17 protein-coding genes and 2 rRNA genes are annotated in these 17084 nt (G+C 70.3%); 13 read left to right on the top strand and 6 right to left on the bottom strand.

Going from position 1 to position 17084, the window contains the following annotated elements; translation table 11 throughout:
* The first annotated feature begins 113 nt into the window (after positions 1-113).
* The 13 genes from ACQ754_RS09905 (at position 114) to ACQ754_RS09845 (ending at position 9259) form a co-directional block, all read left to right on the top strand.
* Entirely contained in the window at positions 114-1076 is a 963-nt protein-coding gene (locus ACQ754_RS09905) for a calcium/sodium antiporter (protein WP_440996865.1), read from the top strand.
* Between the two features lie 3 nt (positions 1077-1079).
* Positions 1080-2075: a KpsF/GutQ family sugar-phosphate isomerase gene (locus ACQ754_RS09900; RefSeq protein WP_440996864.1), complete on the top strand. Its 996-nt coding sequence runs from the start codon at positions 1080-1082 to the stop codon at positions 2073-2075.
* Positions 2075-2632 (top strand): KdsC family phosphatase, encoded by a 558-nt coding sequence (locus tag ACQ754_RS09895; protein WP_440996863.1) that lies wholly within the window; start codon positions 2075-2077, stop codon positions 2630-2632. The genes ACQ754_RS09900 and ACQ754_RS09895 overlap by 1 nt, the downstream gene beginning before the upstream one ends.
* Positions 2625-3209 (top strand): LPS export ABC transporter periplasmic protein LptC, encoded by a 585-nt coding sequence (gene lptC / locus ACQ754_RS09890; protein WP_440996862.1) that lies wholly within the window; start codon positions 2625-2627, stop codon positions 3207-3209. The genes ACQ754_RS09895 and lptC overlap by 8 nt, the downstream gene beginning before the upstream one ends.
* Complete coding sequence (gene lptA, locus ACQ754_RS09885; protein ID WP_440996861.1) at positions 3187-3732, top strand: lipopolysaccharide transport periplasmic protein LptA; 546 nt, start codon at positions 3187-3189, stop codon at positions 3730-3732. Before lptC ends, lptA begins: the two co-directional genes overlap by 23 nt.
* Positions 3729-4466, top strand: coding sequence for an LPS export ABC transporter ATP-binding protein (lptB, locus tag ACQ754_RS09880; protein WP_440996860.1), 738 nt, complete (start codon positions 3729-3731; stop codon positions 4464-4466). Before lptA ends, lptB begins: the two co-directional genes overlap by 4 nt.
* Before the next feature lie 56 nt (positions 4467-4522).
* Positions 4523-6025, top strand: coding sequence for an RNA polymerase factor sigma-54 (locus tag ACQ754_RS09875; protein ID WP_440996859.1), 1503 nt, complete (start codon positions 4523-4525; stop codon positions 6023-6025).
* A gap of 16 nt (positions 6026-6041) precedes the next feature.
* A complete protein-coding gene (gene hpf / locus ACQ754_RS09870; protein ID WP_440996858.1) occupies positions 6042-6371 on the top strand; it encodes a ribosome hibernation-promoting factor, HPF/YfiA family in 330 nt (109 codons plus the stop codon).
* Between the two features lie 112 nt (positions 6372-6483).
* Positions 6484-6954, top strand: coding sequence for a PTS IIA-like nitrogen regulatory protein PtsN (gene ptsN, locus ACQ754_RS09865; protein WP_440996857.1), 471 nt, complete (start codon positions 6484-6486; stop codon positions 6952-6954).
* Positions 6951-7700 (top strand): HPr kinase/phosphorylase, encoded by a 750-nt coding sequence (locus ACQ754_RS09860; RefSeq protein ID WP_440996856.1) that lies wholly within the window; start codon positions 6951-6953, stop codon positions 7698-7700. The genes ptsN and ACQ754_RS09860 overlap by 4 nt, the downstream gene beginning before the upstream one ends.
* Positions 7700-8560 (top strand): RNase adapter RapZ, encoded by an 861-nt coding sequence (rapZ, locus tag ACQ754_RS09855; RefSeq protein WP_440996855.1) that lies wholly within the window; start codon positions 7700-7702, stop codon positions 8558-8560. The genes ACQ754_RS09860 and rapZ overlap by 1 nt, the downstream gene beginning before the upstream one ends.
* Entirely contained in the window at positions 8557-8982 is a 426-nt protein-coding gene (locus ACQ754_RS09850; RefSeq protein WP_440996854.1) for a PTS sugar transporter subunit IIA, read from the top strand. Before rapZ ends, ACQ754_RS09850 begins: the two co-directional genes overlap by 4 nt.
* Positions 8969-9259: an HPr family phosphocarrier protein gene (locus ACQ754_RS09845; protein WP_440996853.1), complete on the top strand. Its 291-nt coding sequence runs from the start codon at positions 8969-8971 to the stop codon at positions 9257-9259. Before ACQ754_RS09850 ends, ACQ754_RS09845 begins: the two co-directional genes overlap by 14 nt.
* Position 9260: 1 nt before the next feature.
* On the opposite strand, the gene ligA is transcribed toward ACQ754_RS09845, so the two are convergent.
* From ligA to ACQ754_RS09815, 6 genes are all read right to left on the bottom strand, one after another.
* Complete coding sequence (gene ligA, locus ACQ754_RS09840) at positions 9261-11279, bottom strand: NAD-dependent DNA ligase LigA (protein WP_440996852.1); 2019 nt, start codon at positions 11277-11279, stop codon at positions 9261-9263.
* A gap of 12 nt (positions 11280-11291) precedes the next feature.
* The gene (gene zipA, locus ACQ754_RS09835; protein ID WP_440996851.1) at positions 11292-12389 is read right to left on the bottom strand and encodes a cell division protein ZipA; all 1098 of its coding nucleotides are present in this window, start codon (positions 12387-12389) and stop codon (positions 11292-11294) included.
* A gap of 94 nt (positions 12390-12483) precedes the next feature.
* Entirely contained in the window at positions 12484-15984 is a 3501-nt protein-coding gene (smc, locus tag ACQ754_RS09830; RefSeq protein ID WP_440996850.1) for a chromosome segregation protein SMC, read from the bottom strand.
* Positions 15985-16008: 24 nt separating this feature from the next.
* Positions 16009-16467: a single-stranded DNA-binding protein gene (ssb, locus tag ACQ754_RS09825; protein WP_440996849.1), complete on the bottom strand. Its 459-nt coding sequence runs from the start codon at positions 16465-16467 to the stop codon at positions 16009-16011.
* A 179-nt stretch (positions 16468-16646) separates the two neighbouring features.
* A 5S ribosomal RNA gene (rrf, locus tag ACQ754_RS09820) occupies positions 16647-16763 on the bottom strand.
* A gap of 113 nt (positions 16764-16876) precedes the next feature.
* Positions 16877-17084: ribosomal RNA gene (locus tag ACQ754_RS09815) — 23S ribosomal RNA — on the bottom strand; the annotation flags it as partial.

The following is a 17084-nucleotide window of genomic DNA, read 5'->3' as shown; positions in this document are numbered from 1 at the left end:
TCCGCGACGCCGAGGGGGCAGTCAAACGCCCGCCACAACGGCGGGTTTCCTGGCGAAGCCGCGGGACCCTCCGTATCATGTCGCGCTCTCAGTGCGGACGGGCAACGTCATCGATGCTCCTATACCTGACCACCATCGTCGTCGGCTTCATCGCCCTGACCTGGAGCGCCGACCGCTTCGTCCTCGGCGCCTCCGGCACCGCACGGGCCCTGGGCATCCCGACACTGATCATCGGGCTGACTGTGGTGGGGATCGGGACCTCGGCGCCGGAGATGCTGGTCTCCGCCATCGCCGCCTGGGAGGGCAGCCCCGGGCTGGCGGTGGGCAACGCCATCGGCTCCAACATCACCAACATCGGCCTGATCCTCGGCGCCACCGCGCTGCTGATACCCCTGCAGGTCCGCTCCAGCCTGCTGCGCCGGGAGATCCCGCTGCTGCTGGTGATCATGGGGGTCGCCTACGTCTTCGTCCTCGACGGCTGGCTCTCCCTCTGGGAGGGCGCCGTACTGGTCGCCGGCATGGGTGCGCTGCTGATATGGATGGGCCTGCAGGGACGCGGCGGGGACGCGGACGTGCTGGTGGGGGAGTTCGAGAGCGAGATCCCCACGGACCTGCCCCTGGGCCGCAGCCTGCTCTGGCTGGTGGTGGGCCTGGTGGTGCTACTCGCCAGTTCGCGGGCCCTGGTCTGGGCGGCGGTGAACGTCGCCGAGGCCATGGGGGTCAGCGACCTGGTCATCGGCCTGACCATCGTCGCCCTGGGCACCAGTCTCCCGGAGTTCGCGGCGAGCCTCGCGGGCGCGCGCAAGGGGGAGTACGACATCGCCATCGGCAATGTCATCGGCTCCAATATGTTCAACCTGCTCGGGGTCATGGGGCTCGCCGGCATCATCAACCCCCTGGCCATCGACCGGCTCACCCTGATCCGTGACTTTCCGGTGATGGCGGGGATCACGGTGGTTTTCGCCGCCATGGCGCTGTCGCGTTTCGGCCACGGCCATATCAACCGCCTCGAGGGCGCCCTGCTGCTGGCTGCGTACCTGGGCTTTCAGGGGCTACTCTATATGAGTGAGGCATGAGCGATGAATGAAGCCACCACCCCCGCAATCCGCGACGATGACCTCCGGCGCCTGGGCCTCGCGGTCATCGAGGTCGAGGCCACCGCGGTACAGGCCCTGGCCGGCCGGCTGGACGCCGGCTTCGCCCGCGCCTGCCGCTACATGCTCGCCTGCGAGGGCCGCGTGGTGGTGCTGGGGATGGGCAAGTCGGGCCACATCGGGGGCAAGATCGCCGCCACCCTGGCGAGCACCGGCACGCCGGCGTTCTTCGTCCATCCCGGTGAGGCGAGCCACGGCGACCTGGGCATGATCACCGCCCGCGATGTGGTCCTGGCCCTGTCCAACTCGGGGGAGACCGACGAGATCACCACCATCCTGCCGCTGATCAAGCGCCTGTCCGTGCCCCTGATCGCGCTCACCGGGCGGCCGGAATCGACCCTGGCGCGCACCGCCGATGTCCACATCGACGTCAGCGTCGCCGAGGAGGCCTGCCCGCTGGGCCTCGCGCCCACGGCGAGCACCACCGCCACCCTGGTGATGGGCGACGCCCTGGCGGTGGCGCTGCTGGACGCCCGCGGCTTCACCCGGGAGGACTTCGCCCGTTCGCACCCGGGCGGGCGCCTGGGCCGGCGGCTGCTGCTGCGCATCGAGGACATCATGCATACCGGCACCCGCACCCCGAGGGTGCAGGCGCAGACCCCGCTGGCGGACGCGCTGGTGGAGATGACCAACCAGGGCCTGGGGATGACCGCCGTGGTCGATGACGGCGAACGGCTCATCGGCGTGTTCACCGACGGCGACCTGCGCCGCGCCCTGGATCGGGAGGTCGACGTCCACCGCACCCCCATCCGCGAGGTGATGACCCCCGGGGGCCACACCATCACCCGCGAGCGCCTCGCTGCGGAGGCGCTGGCGCTGATGGAATCCCACGGGATCTCGGCGCTTCCGGTCGTCGACGAGGAGCTGCGGCTGGTGGGCGCACTGAACATGCACGACCTGCTGCGCGCGGGCGTGGTCTGATGGACGCCTTCCGCGACGCCTACTGCGCCGCCCCGGAGGCCGGTGTGGTCGAGCGGGCCGCCGGTATCCGGCTGCTCGCCCTGGACGTGGATGGTGTGCTCACCGACGGCGCCGTCTACATGGCCGGCGACGGCGAGGCCTTCAAGCGCTTCCATATCCACGACGGCAAGGGTCTCGCCCTGTTACACGAGGCGGGCATCGCCACCGCCATCGTGACCGCCCGACGCTCCACGGCCGTAGCGGAGCGGGCCCGGGAGCTCGGGATCAGCCAGCTCCGCCAGGGCGTACGCGACAAGGGCGCGGAGATCACCGCGCTGGCGACCGAGCTCGAGCTCCCGCCGGCGGCCTGCGCCTTCGTCGGTGACGACCTGGTAGACCTGGCGGCCATGGCACGCTGTGGCCTGGCGGTGGCGGTGGCGGACGCCCACCCGCGGGTACGGCGCCGGGCCCACTGGGTCACCGCCCGCAGGGGCGGAAACGGCGCGGTCCGGGAGGTCTGCGAGCTGGTGCTCGCCGCCGGCGGGCTGCTGCAGGGGCTGATGGACGGCCATGATTGAGCGCAATCGGATCGCCTTCCCGCTGGTGGCGGCCGGGCTCATGGCGCTGCTGGTATGGTTGTCCTTCGGCGGGGTGGAGACGGGGCCGCCGGGCGCGGCACCGCCAGTGCGCGAGCCGCAGGCCCGCTACTACGCCACGGCGGTAGAGATCCGCAGCACCGACACCGCGGGGCGGCCGGAATTCCGGCTCGAGGCGGACCGAGGGGCCTACTTCCCCGCGGATGACCGCTGGCAGATGCAGTCGCCACGCTGGCGGCGGGAAGCGGACGGCGACGCACACGCCTGGCAGGGGCGCGCCGAACAGGCCGAACTGACGCCGCTACCCGATGGCACCCGGCTGCTGGAGCTCACCGGCTCGGTGGTACTGCACCGGGATCCGCCGCGGCCGTTGCGCCTGTCCACCGAGGTGCTGCGGCTCGAGCCCGCCCGGGACTATGCAGAGACGGAGCGGCCGGTCACGCTGGAGTCACCGGACAGCCGGCTCGAGGGCCGGGGGGCACGGGCCTGGCTGGACGAGCAACGGGTCGAACTGCTGGCGAATGTGAGGGGACACCATGACACGAACGGGACGAACTGAGGCGCTCGGTGGCACGCTGGCGATCCTCGCCCTGCTGGCGGGCCTCGGCCTCGCCAGCGGCTCCGCCACCGCGGCCGAGCAGGACAGCGCCGGTGCCCTGCACCTGAGCGCCGACCAGGGTGAGCTGGACAACGCGGCCGGCGTCAGCACCTACCGCGGCAACGTGGAGGTCACCCGGGGGGCGATGCGGATCACCGGCGACGAGCTCCGCGTCTACCGCGCCGACGGCGGCGGCGTGGGACGGATCGAGGTGGAGGGCACCCCGGCCACCTTCCGCGACCAGCGCGGTGACGGCGGCGATCCCGTCCACGCCGAGGCACCGGAGATGATCTACCACGCCGGCCCACCGGAACGCATCAACCTCTCCGGCGGCGCCTACCTGCAACGCGGTCGCGATGAGTTCCGGGGCGAGACCGTGCGCTACGACATCGCCGCGGACCGTGTGGAGGCCGACAGCAGCAGCGAGCGCCGGGTGGAGGTCACCCTGCACCCCGACGGCGAAGGGCAAGACGAGGGCCAATGAGCGACGCCGCCGGTCAGCTCCAGGCCAGCGCCCTGAGCAAGCGCTATCGCGGCCGGCAGGTGGTCTCCGACGCCGCTCTGTCGGTGGGGCCCGGGGAGATCGTCGGCCTGCTCGGCCCGAACGGCGCCGGCAAGACCACCTGCTTCTACATGATCGTGGGGCTGATCCGGGCCGATGCGGGTCGCATCCTCCTCGATGGCCGCGAGATCGGCGCGCTGCCCATGCACCGGCGCGCGCGCCTGGGGCTCGGCTACCTGCCCCAGGAGGCCTCCGTGTTCCGCAAGCTCAGCGTCGCCGATAACATCCTCGGCGTGCTGGAGCTCCGGCGGGACCTGGACCGGCAAGGGCGGACGGCGGAGCTGGAGGCCCTGCTCGAGGAGCTCAGCATCGGACACCTCCGCGAGCAGAGCGGGATCAGTCTCTCCGGCGGCGAGCGCCGGCGCGTGGAAATCGCCCGCGCCCTGGCCGCCCGGCCCCGGGTGATGCTGCTCGACGAGCCCTTCGCCGGCGTCGACCCCATCTCGGTGCACGACATCCGCGAGATCATCCGTCACCTGGCCGGGCGGGGCATCGGGGTACTGATCACCGATCACAACGTCCGCGAAACGCTGGGCATCGTCCACCGGGCCTATATCCTGAACGCGGGGGCGGTCATCGCCGAGGGCGAGGCGGAGTCGGTGCTCGCCGACGAGCAGGTACAGCGGGTCTATCTCGGCACCGATTTCCGCCTGTGACCGCTGGTATTGCATTGCACTATGATGACGGGTAACGGGGGGTACTACACGCGGCAATGAAACAATCGCTCCAGCTCCGTCTCGGCCAGCAACTGACCATGACGCCGCAGCTACAGCAGGCCATCCGGCTGCTGCAGCTGCCGACGCTGGAGCTGCGCGCGGAGATCCAGCAGGCGCTGGAATCCAACCTCATGCTCGAGGCCGCCGAGGACGGCGAGGAGGCCGCCACCGAGGAGGCCCTCCATGACCCGTACGGCGAGCGTGACGACAGCGAGGGGGACAACGAGGCGCAGGCAGCGGAGCCCAACGAGGCCGGACAGACGCGGGCCGACGACGAGCCCGACGCGCGGAGCCTCGGCGAGGATCTGCCGGTGGACAGCGCCTGGGACGACATCTACGACGGTGCCACCGTGTGGAGCCGGGGGGACCCCGAGCAGGACGAACGCGAGGCCGCGGGCCCGGCCCCTGGCACCGAGAGCCTGCGCGATCACCTGCTCTGGCAGGCCCGCATGAGCGACCTGCCCCCACGGGAGCTCGCCATCGCCGAGGCCATCATCGACGCGATCCGCGAGGACGGTTACCTCGCCGCCGACCCCGCCGAGCTGGTGACTGCCCTGCCCGCCGACTGGCAGGTGACCAGCGGCGAGATCGAGGCCGTGCTCCTCCTGGTCCAGCGCTTCGACCCCGCCGGCGTCGCGGCCCGGGATCCCGCCGAGTGCCTGCTCCTGCAGCTCGAGCAGATGCCGGCCGAGACCCCTTGGCGGGACGAGGCCATGGCCGTCGTGGGCGAGCATCTGGAGCTGCTGGCGAGCCGGCAGACGGCGCGGCTGAAGCGGCGTACCGGCCTCGGCGACGAGGCGCTGGCCGCGGTGCTAGGGCTCATCCAAGGGCTCGACCCGCACCCGGGGCTGCGCTACGGTAGCCAGCAGGTCGATTATGTCATTCCGGACGTCTTCGTTCGCGCGGAGGATGGCCGCTGGCAGGTGGAGATCAACCCCGATGCCCTTCCCCGGGTACGCATCAACGCCGAGTACGCGTCCCTGGTGCGGCGTGCCGATCGCAGCCCGGACAACCGCCTGATGCGCGAGCATCTCCAGGAGGCGCGGTGGCTGGTCAAGAGCCTGCGCTCGCGCAACGATACCCTGGTGCGGGTGGCGCGCTTCATCGTCGACCACCAGCACGACTTCCTCGAGCACGGTGAGGAGCACATGCAGCCGCTGGTGCTACGGGAAGTGGCCGAGGCGGTGGAGATGCACGAGTCCACCATCTCCCGGATCACCAACCAGAAGTACATGCACACCCCCCGCGGCACCTTCGAGTTCAAGTACTTCTTCTCCTCCCACGTGCAGACCAACGACGGGGGCGAGTGCTCAGCCACCGCCATCCGCGCCCGCATACGCCGGCTGATCGCCGGGGAGGACGCCCGGCGTCCGCTCAGTGACAGCCGTATCGCCAGCATCCTGCAGGATGAGGGCATCAATGTCGCCCGCCGCACGGTGGCGAAATACCGCGAGGCCATGTCCATCGCTTCGTCCACGGAGCGAAAGCGCCTTGCCTGAGACCCAAGGAGGCACTATGCAGATCGACATCACCGGGCACCATATCGAAGTGACCGACTCGCTGCGGGACTATGTAAAGGGCAAGTTCGACAAGCTCGAGCGCCACTTCGACAATGTGGTCGATGTGCACGTGATACTCACCGTGGAGAAGCTCACCCACAAGGCGGAGGCCACGCTGGTGCTGAGCGGGGCGCGGATCTTCGCCGAGGCCGTCCATGAGGACATGTACGCGGCGATCGATGCGCTCACGGATAAACTCGATCGCCAGGTGGTCAAACACAAAGAGAAACGCGCCGACCATCACCGCACCGACGGGCCGGTGAGTCAGGCGCTGGAAGAGGAATGAACGGCGCCGGCGCATAGCCGGCCCCGTCGAACGCCCGTGTGCGGAATCCAGGCCCCCGGCCTGCGGTACCGCACACGGGATCTCGGACACTGCCAGTTCAGGTCGGGGCACCATGAACATTGCCGCACTGCTCTCCCCCGAACGGGTACGCTTCGGGGCGCATGCCACCAGCAAGAAGCGCAGCCTCGAGCTGCTCGCCGAGCTGCTCGACCAGGACCCGGAGAAACCGGGTAGCCGCAGCATCTTCGAGAGCCTGATCGGCCGGGAACGCCTGGGAAGCACCGGCCTCGGGCGGGGCGTGGCCCTGCCCCATGCAAGGATCGCCGGCCTCGAGGCCCCGGTGGCCGCCGTGCTCAACCTGGATAGCGGCGTGGACTTCGACGCCATCGACCGTCAGCCGGTGGATCTGCTGTTCGCCCTGCTGGTCCCGGAGCACTCCACCGACGAGCACCTCCGGATCCTCGCCACCCTCGCGGAGATGTTCAGCGACAGCGCCTTCTGCGAGCAGCTGCGCGCGAGCGGTTCGGACGAGGCCCTCTACGAGCGGATCAACCAGCGACTCCTGGACGGCGCGCCTGCATGACGCCACGGGTCCGGGTATCGCGCACCGCCCTCGCCGCGGCCGTGTCGGCGCAGGCCCACGGCGGCGACGAGGCCATCGTGCTGCCGGTGCCCACCGAGCGCTGGTTCGGCGAGCGCGCCCCGCTGCGCCGCTACCCCGCCAGCGACGCCTGCGACGTGAGCGCATGGGTGGTGGGGTCGACGGCCACGGCGCCGGCGGACCCGGCGACCCCCTGGCTGCGCATCGACGGTGACGACGAGACCGTCGCCTGGCGCCTGGAGCGGGCATTGGAACGGCTCACCGCCGGTACCGGCATCCCCGGCACCCTGGTGCGGGTGGATGGTTCAGGCGTGCTGCTCGCCGGCGACAGCGGGGCGGGGAAGAGCCACACCGCCCTCGCCCTGCTGGAACGGGGCCATACCCTTATCGCCGACGATCTGGTCACCCTGGAGGGCGGCAGCGGCGCCGTGGTGGGCCGTCCGTCCGATCCGCGCGCCGGCGGCACACTCCTGCCCCGGGGCCTCGGCCCCCTGCGGGTCGATCGGCACTTCGGCCGGGACGCGGTGGCGACGGCGAGCCCCATCGCGCTGGTGGTCACCCTGGATCCGCAAGCGGGCACCGACGAGCGCCACAGCGGCTGGCAAGGGACCGGTCTACTGGGCCGCCCGCTACCGCGGCTCGCCCTGCGCCCCGGGCCGCTGATCGCCACCCTAATCGAGGCCGGCCTGCGCGAGACCCGCCTGTCCACCGGCCGGGAGCCCGGCTGATGCGCCTGGTCATCATCAGCGGCCTGTCCGGCTCGGGCAAGAGTGTGGCGCTGAGCACCCTGGAGGACACCGGCTTCTACTGTATCGACAACCTGCCGGTGGACCTGCTCGAGGCCTTCGGCCGCCACATCACCGCCATCGCGGGCGGCAATCGCGCCGAGGAGCGCTATGCCGTTGGCGTGGACGCGCGCAACCGTCCCGTCGATCTGGCGCGTTTTCCCGCCATCCTCGAGGCCCTGCGCCGCTCAGGCATCCACTGCGAGATCCTGTTCCTCGACGCCGAGCCGGAGACCCTGCTCAAGCGCTTCAGCGAGACCCGCCGCCGCCACCCGCTAAGCCACCTGGAGGCCTCCCTGGAGGAGGCGATCCGACGGGAACGCGAGCTCCTGGAACCCATCCTCGAGCGCGCGGACCTGACCATCGACACCACCCGCACCACCGTCCACCAGCTCCGGGACCTGGTACGCGAGCGGGTGGTGCGCGAGCCCTTCGCCCTGTCGCTGATGTTCGAGTCCTTCGGCTACAAGCACGGGCTGCCGCCGGATGCGGACTTCGTCTTCGATGCCCGCTGCCTGCCCAACCCCCACTGGCACCCTGAGCTGCGTGCCTACACCGGCCGGGACCCGGCGGTGCGCGACTACCTCGAGGCCCAGACGCAGGTCCGCGAGTACTACGAGCAGCTGGAGGCCTTTCTCAGCGCCTGGATCCCGCGCTTCCAGCAGGAGAACCGAAGCTATCTCACGGTGACGGTGGGCTGCACCGGCGGGCAACATCGCTCGGTCTACCTCGCGGAGCGGCTGTACGCGCGCTTCAGCGCCGAGCGTGAGCACGTGAGCCTGCGCCATCGGGAGCTGCCATGAGCGTTGGCCTGCTCATCGTCACCCACAATCGCATCGGCCAGGAGCTGCTGCACACCGCCAACACCATCCTCGGCACCTGCCCCCTGTACACCCGGCACCTGGACGTGCCCCAGGACAGCAGCCTCGAGGCGATGGTGCGCCGCGGCATGCGCATGGTACGGGAGCTGGATGCGGGTGACGGGGTGCTGATCCTCACCGACGCCTTCGGCGCCACGCCGAGCAACGTGGCGGTGCAGCTCGGTGACCGGGTCGGCACGGCGGTGGTCTCCGGGGTCAACCTGCCGATGCTGCTGCGGGTGCTCAACTATCCGGAGCTGTCCCTGACGGCGCTGCGCGACAAGGCCTACACCGGCGGACGCGACGGGGTGCTTCTGGTCGAACCCACCCCCAAGGACCGGACGGGAGACGATGAGCGACACTGAGCCACGACACGTCATCCGCGAGGTCGAGATCATCAACCGCCTGGGACTCCATGCCCGGGCGGCGGCCCGCTTCGTGGCCACGGCGGGCCAGTTCGACTGCGATATCCAGGTCAGCCGCGGCAACCGCACCGTCAACGGAAAGAGCATCATGGGCGTGATGATGCTCGCCGCGAGCTGCGGCAGCCGGATCACCATCGAGGCCGAGGGGGAGGACGCCGCCGAGGCGGTGGACGCCCTGGAGCGCCTCATCGCCGAGCGCTTCGGCGAAGACTCCTGAGCTATTCCCCGATTAGGTTACGGAAGGCGGCCTCGTCGAGGACGGTAACGCCGAGCGCCTCGGCCTTGTCGCGCTTGGAGCCGGGGTCAGCGCCGGCGACCACGTAGTCGGTCTTCCCGGACACGCTGCCGGTGACCTTGCCGCCGAGGGCCTCGACCCGGGCCCGGGCCTCGTCGCGAGTATAGCCCTCCAGCGTCCCGGTGAGCACGAAGGTCTTTCCCGCCAGCGGCGCCTCGTCGGCCGGCGCGGTCTTCGGCTCGGGCCAGTGCACCCCTGCCTCCCGCAGGGCCTCGATGACCTCCCGGTTGTGGGGCTGCGCGAAGAAATGGGCGACGCTCTGGGCGACCACCGGCCCGACGTCGGGTACCGCCTCCAGGGCCTCCTGGTCTGCGGCCATGATCGCCTCCAGGCTGCCGAAATGCTCGGCAAGCGTCTGCGCGGTGACCTCGCCCACATGACTGATGCCGAGCGCATAGAGGAACCGGGCCAGGGTGGTTTCGCGAGAGGCATCGATGGCGGCGATGAGGTTGGCGGCGGATTTCTCCCCCATCCGCTCCAGCCCCGAGAGCCGCCGTGCATCCAGGTGGTAGAGATCGGCGGCGGTTCGGACCATCTCCCGCTCCACCAGCTGGGTGACGAGTTTCTCGCCGAGGCCGTCGATGTCCATGGCGCGGCGGGAGACGAAGTGCAGCAGCGCCCCCATGCGCTGGGCCGGGCAGTATAGCCCGCCGACGCAGCGGTGGGCCGCCTCGTCGTCCAGGCGGATCACCTCCGAGCCGCAGACCGGACACTGCCCCGGCATCTCCCAGGGCTCGGCCCCCTCGGGCCGGCGCTCGGTAACCACGGCAGTGATCTCCGGGATGACATCGCCGGCGCGGCGCACCATCACGGTGTCGCCGATGCGGACGTCCTTGCGCCGGACCTCGTCGAGGTTATGCAGCGTGGCACGGCTGACGGTCACCCCGCCCACCTCCACCGGCTCCAGGTCCGCCACCGGTGTGATCACCCCGGTGCGCCCCACCGAGGGGAGGATGTCCTCCACTACCGTCGTGGCCTCCCGCGCCGGGAGCTTGTGGGCGGCCGCCCAGCGTGGGGCCCGCGCGGTGAACCCGAGGCGCTCGCGCACAGCGAGGTCGTCCACCTTATAGACCACGCCGTCGATCTCGTAGTCCAGCTCGTCGCGGCGCTCGAGCAACCAACGGTAGTAGGCCAGGCAACCGTCGATATCCTCCACCCGCTGGACATGCTCATTGACCCGGAACCCCCAGTCTCCGAGGCGCTCGAGCACGCCGCTGTGGGTCTCCGCCAAAGTGGCCGTGCAGGCCCCGACACCGAAGGTGAAGAAGGTCAGTGGCCGCCGGGCGGTGATCCTCGAGTCGAGCTGGCGTAGGCTACCGGCGGCGGCATTGCGCGGGTTGGCGAAGGGGCGCTCGCCCTCGCGCTCCCGGCGGGCATTGAGCCGCTCGAAGTCCGACTTGCGGATCACCACCTCGCCGCGGACTTCCACCAGCGACGGTGCTTCTTCGCTATCCAGCCGCAGCGGCACCGAGCGGATGGTGCGGACGTTGACGGTGATGTCCTCGCCGACGCGCCCGTCGCCACGGGTGGCGGCCCCCACCAGCACGCCGTCCTCGTAGCGCAGGTTCACCGAGAGCCCATCGAGCTTGGGCTCGCAGACATAGGCCACCGCGGCACCGGCGCGCTCGCGCACGCGGCGGTCGAACTCCAGCAGCTCGGCCTCGCTGAAGACGTTGCCCAGCGAGAGCATGGGCAGCTCGTGGCGGGCCTCCTCAAAGGCCTCCAGTGGCGGCGCGCCCACCCGCTGGGTGGGGGAGTCCGGGGTAACGAGGTCCGGGTGGGCGTGCTCCAGCGCCTGGAGCTCGCGCAGCAGCGCGTCGTACTCGGCATCGGAGATCTCCGGGGCGTCGAGCACGTAATAGCGGTGGTTGTGATAGGCGATGGTCTCGCGGAGCTCGGCGGCGCGGCGGGCCGCCTCGCCATTATCGGGGGTCTCGCTCATCAAGGCTGCCCGTTACTGGCGCTGGCGGGCGGCGAGCTGGGCCCGCCGGCGGTACTCGATCATTTCCTCGCGCAGGTGCTCGATGCTCTGGTGGGTGAGATCGCAGCGGCGTCCGTCGAGGAGGTGGCCACCGAGGCGCTCCGATAGGCCCCGCGCGGCGGCGAGCATCTCCTCGTAGGCGTCGACGGCGTCAAAGGGACCGGGGAGGCGCATGAACATCGCCACGCCGGGGGTCTCGAAACCCTCCATGCGATCGATGTCAAACCAGCCCGGCTTGAGGATGTTGGCGACGCTGAACTCCGGGACCTTGCCCCGCGGCCCCTCCACATAGCGGTGGAAGATGCCGTGATCGCCGAAACGCAACCCCTGCGCCTCCAGCGCCTCCAGCAGCTCCGTGCCCTCGAAGCGGGTATCCGCGGCGGCCATCACATTGATGACGACGATCTTCTCCTCCAGCCCCTCCGGTACATCGACCGGCGCCCCCTGGCCCTCCTGGGAGGGGCCATCGGAGGCTTCCGTCCCCTTGCCCTCCTCCCGGGAGAGCACGCGACGGAAACGCTCGGCCAGCCGCGGACGCGGCCAGCGGGAGACGCTTTCGTCTTCTCCAGCCGTCACCGGCTCATCGCCGGCGACGGGGCCCTGGGACCCGTGATCGGGTTGCCCCCCGGCCGGCGGCTGCTCCTCACTCGGGGCGGGATCGCGTTCCGGCACGGGCCAGTCCTCGGCGCGGGAGCGCACGCCCTCCACCCGGGAACGGGCCCAGGCGGGATAGGGGGAGTCGTCCTCCTCGTCCTCGGTGGCCATTTCCCCGGGATCCGGGGATACCCCCTCCGGGGCGTCGCGGGTCGACGACACCGCCCGCGGCTCCTCGCGGTAATCAGCGTCGGCTCCGGGGTCGCCGTCCCGCCGCAGCGGATCGTCGATCTCCGGCAGCTCGTCATCGAGGTGCGGCTCGTGGAGCTCGTCACCGGCGAACGGCTCGCGCTGGTCGCGTCGCCGCTTCGACCACGGCAGCCCGTCATGGCGCCAGTTCCGGATGGTGCCATGCAGGTAGATGCCCAGGATCACCAGGGCACCGATGACGATCAGTAACCAGCGCAGTTCGTCCATTCTCCCATCCGATTACTTGGTTGCAGCCGTGCCCGGCCGGGCCGCCGATGCGAACAGACTGCATGGCGTGGGGAACAAGCTCAAGTCCCGGGCCCTACCCCTCGGCGAGCTCCGCGGCGGCGGCCACGTCCACCGCCACCAGACGGGAGACACCGGGCTCGTTCATGGTCACGCCGGTGAGGTGACTGGCCGCCGCCATGGTCACCTTGTTGTGGGTGATCACAATGAACTGCACCCGCTCCGCCAGCTCGCTGAGCATCTCGCAGAACCGCCCCACGTTGGCGTCGTCCAGCGGCGCGTCCACCTCGTCGAGCATGCAGAACGGCGCCGGATTGAGCTCGAAGATGGCGAACACCAGGGCCACGGCGGTGAGCGCCTTCTCGCCGCCGGAGAGCAGGTGGATATTGCTCACCTTCTTCCCCGGCGGTTGCGCCATGATGGCGACCCCGGTCTCCAGCAGGTCGTCGTCGGTGAGCTCCAGATAGCCGCTGCCACCGCCGAACAGTCGCGGAAACAGGCGCTGCAGCCCCGCATTGACCTGGTCGAAGGTCTCGCGGAAACGCTGTCGAGTCTCCCGGTCGATGCGCCGTATCGCCGACTGCAACGTCTCCAGGGCCTCGTTGAGGTCCGTGTACTGGCTATCGAGATACCCCTTGCGCTCCTCGAGCTCCCGGTACTCGTCGATGGCGGCGAGGTTGATGGGGCCGAGGCGCTGGATGCGCTGCTCCAGGCGCTCGATCTCGGCCACCCACGCGGGCTCGTCGGCGTCCTCGGGCAACGCCGCGGCCAGCTCCTCCCGGCTCCGGCCTAGATCCCGGAGCTGCTCGGCCTGGGTCTGGATACGGATCTTGAGCTCGTAGCTGCGGTACCGTGCCGACTCGGTGCGCTCGCGCAGCTCGGCGACCTCGCGCTCCGCCTCGCTGCGTTCGCCCTCCAGGGCGCGCAGGCGCTCCTCCGCCTCACTCAGGCGCTCCCGTGCCTCCCCGAGCTCCTGCTCCACGCCTTGGCGGCTCTCCAGCAGGCGCTGACGCTCGTCCTCCAGCCCCTGCTCCGGCGCCTCGTCACCGGGCAGCTCGGCTTCCAGCTCCCGGAGGCGTTCGCCCTGACGCTCGTGCTGACGGCGGACGCGCTCGATGGCCTCGCGCAGCCCGCTGCGGGCGGTGCCGGCGCTCTCGAGGCGCAGGGCGACATCGTGGCGGCGCCCGCGCACGGCATTCACGGACTCCCGGGCGGCATCCAGGCGCTCCTGCAACCGCTGCCGTTCCTCCTCGAGCGCCTCGCGCTCCTCGTCCATGGCCTCGCTGCGCTCCAGGGCCTCGTCCTGGCGCTCCCGCGCGGCACGGACCGCGCTGTTGATCTCCTCCATCGCCCCGGCCAGCTCCTCGAGCTCCGAGCGCAGTGCCTCGCGGCGCTCCTCGCGCTCGTTGCGCCGGTGCCGGGCCCCGTCCACCTCCGCCTGCAGGCGCGCCCGCTCGTGTTCGCCCTCGGCGAGGCGCTCGCTCTGGTCATCGCGGCGCTCGCGGAGCTCGTCGATCCGCTCGGCGACCGCCTCGTGCTCGCCCTCCGTCGCGGCAATCCGCGCCTCGAGGGCCGCCAGCCTTTCCTGCAACGTCTCGATTTCACGCTGTCGGGCGATTACGCCCTGTTCCGCGTCACCGCTGCCCCTGCCCCGCGCCCACGAGGCCCCGAGGATTATCCCTTCCGGGGTGACCACGCGTTCCCCGTCCGCCAGGTTTTGCGCCCACTCACGGGCCGCTTGCAGATCCGGTGCCGCGTAGACACCGGCGAGCAGGTCGTCGACGGGAAGCGGGCCGCGCACCCGGGCGGCGAGGCAGTTCGGCGCCGGCGCCTTCGCCGGAGCGGCAACGGGCCCCTGCAGGGTAATCCCCTCCACCGGCGCCATCGGCAGGGCATCCAGATGGGATTCCGGCTCATCAGTGAGCAGCGCCTGCAGGTGGCCACCGAGCACCGCCTCCACGGCGCGTTCCCAGCCGGGCTCCACCTCGATCCGGCGCCCGAGACGCGGGCATTCCGCCAGGCCCTGCTTCGTCAGCCAGCCCGCCACCGCCTCGTCCTCGCCGAGGGCGGATTCCTGGAGGGTCTCCAGCGAGGTCAGACGGGCACGGCACTCGGTGGCCTCCCCCCGGTTCGTCTCCAGGGACTCCAGCAGCCGGTCCCGCTCGGCCTTGGCGTCGGCCAGTAGCCCGTACTGCTCGGCAACGGCGTCGCGGAAACGGGCGATCTTCTCCTCCAGGGCGGCCAGACGCTCCGCAAGCGTCTCGTCCTCACCCTCCCGAAGCGCCTCGTCGATGGTCTCCAACTCCAGGAGCAGGCGTTCACGGCGGCGCTGACGCTCCTCGCCCTGCTCCTCCAGCTGCTCGATGCGGGCACGCTCCACCTCGGCGACCTGCGCCGGCTCCCGCGCCCGGGCGTTGAAGTCCTCCCAGCGACCTCGCCAATCCTCCAGGGCGGCGCTCGCCCGCTCCACCGCCTCCATGGCGGTGGCCTCCTCCTCGTCCAGGGCCTCGCGCACCGGTTCCAGCTCGGCGACACGGGCATCGGCGGCCTCGAGCTTCTCGCGGTCGCCCTCCAGGGTGGCCTCCAGCTCGGCCAGCGCCTCGCGGATCCGCGACTGCTCGGCCTGATTCGCCTCACGGCGCTCGCGCTCGTGCTTGATCCGCTGATCGATACGCGTGATCTCGGAGCCGATCCCATAGTAACGGGCCTGGATCTCGTTGAAACGGTCACCGTCCTCGGCGTGGCGCGCGCGCAACGACTCGGCCTCCCGCTCCAGACCCCGCTGCCGGGCCAGCGCCGCCTCGATGGCGCGGTCGCGGTCACGGAGCTCCGCCTCCAACTGCTCGCGTTCGGCCTCGAGCCCCTGCAGTCGCAGCACTAAAAGCTCCGCCTCGCGCTGCCGGCTCTCCTCGCGCAGCGCCTTGTAGCGTTCCGCGGTCTCGGCCTGGCGCCCGAGCTTCTCCAGTTGCCGGGCCACCTCGTCGCGGACGTCCTCCAGGCGCTCGAGGTTCTCCAGGGTGTCGCGGATCCGGCGCTCGGTCTCGCGCCGGCGCTCCTTGTACAGGCTGATCCCGGCGGCCTCCTCGAGATAGCGGCGCAGCTCCTCGGGCCGGGCCTCAATGACCCGGGAGATCATCCCCTGCTCGATGATGGAGTAGCTGCGCGGCCCGAGGCCGGTACCGAGGAAGAGGTCGGTGATGTCGCGCCGCCGGCAGCGAGTGCCGTTGAGGTAATAGGCGGACTGGCCGTCCCGGTTGACCTGGCGGCGCACCGAGATCTCGTTGTAGCCCGCGTACTGCCCGGTGACGGTACCGTCGCTGTTGTCGAAGATGAGCTCGATGGAGGCATGGCCGACCGGTTTGCGCTGGCTCGAGCCGTCGAAGATGACGTCGGCCATGGACTCGCCGCGCAGGTGTTTCGCCGAGCTCTCGCCCATCACCCAGCGCACGGCGTCGATGATGTTCGACTTGCCGCAGCCGTTGGGCCCGACGATGGCCACCAGATCCCCGGGGAGGGTTACCGTGGTGGGGTCAACGAACGACTTAAAGCCGGAGAGCTTGATCCTGGCAAGCCGCATGTGTGTCGGACCGCACCGCCTCCGTTAGAAGGGGATGTCGTCGTCGAAATCGTCCTGGGGCGGCTCCGGGGCGCGCTCGGCGACACCCTCGCCATCCGCCGGCGCCCCGCGGCTCTCGCTGCGCGGCGCACCGCCGCCACCGCCGCGGGAATCGAGCATCTGCATCTCCCGGGCCACCACCTCCGTGGTGTAGCGGTCCTGCCCGTCCTGGCCCTGCCACTTGCGCGTCTGCAGCTGGCCCTCGATATACACCTTGGAGCCCTTGCGCAGGTACTCGCCGGCGATCTCGGCGAGGCGGTTGAAGAACACCACCCGGTGCCAGTCGGTGCGCTCCTGGCGCTCCCCACTGTTGCGGTCGCGCCACTGCTCGGTGGTCGCAACGCGGATGTTGGTCACCGCATTGCCCGACGGCGCATACCGCACCTCCGGATCGGCGCCGAGATTGCCGATGAGGATCACCTTGTTCACTGAGCCGCTTGCCATTAGCCCCTCTCCGCGATGCCCTATGGCCCAAATTCGCGCCCCATCCCTGGGCCGCCCGAAGGGCCTCACTGTACCTGAACTTACCGGCGCACGGCAGCCGTGGCCGTCGCGATTTCGCACCCCCCAACGAGAAAACCCCCGTCCCGGTGTTTTCCGGGGCGGGGGTTTTGGGGATAAGGGCCTGGCGATGACCTACTTTCGCACCACAGCGAGGCGGCACTATCATCGGCGCGGCGTGGTTTCACTTCCGAGTTCGGAAAGGGATCGGGTGGTTCCCACGCGCTATGCTCGCCAGGCGAGCCGGTGTGGCGTCGTCGCGCGCTCGCGCGCCGGCGCCGCTTTGGTTCGGGAAGTCGGGGTTGCCGCATCGATTGGGCATGCGCGTTGTCTTGGAGTGCTTGGGTGTTATATGGCCAAGCCGCACGGGCCATTAGTACCGGTTAGCTTCATGCATTGCTGCACTTCCACACCCGGCCTATCAACGTGGTGGTCTTCCACGGCCCTTCAGGGGGATCGCGTCCCCGGGGAGATCTCATCTAGAGGGGGGCTTCCCGCTTAGATGCTTTCAGCGGTTATCCCGTCCGTACGTAGCTACCCGGCAATGCCACTGGCGTGAC

It is taken from the genome of Arhodomonas sp. SL1 (assembly GCF_052060015.1).
GTDB lineage: Bacteria > Pseudomonadota > Gammaproteobacteria > Nitrococcales > Nitrococcaceae > Arhodomonas.
Note: the sequence above shows the minus strand (reverse complement) of the source record. Positions and strands in the feature narration are given on the sequence as shown.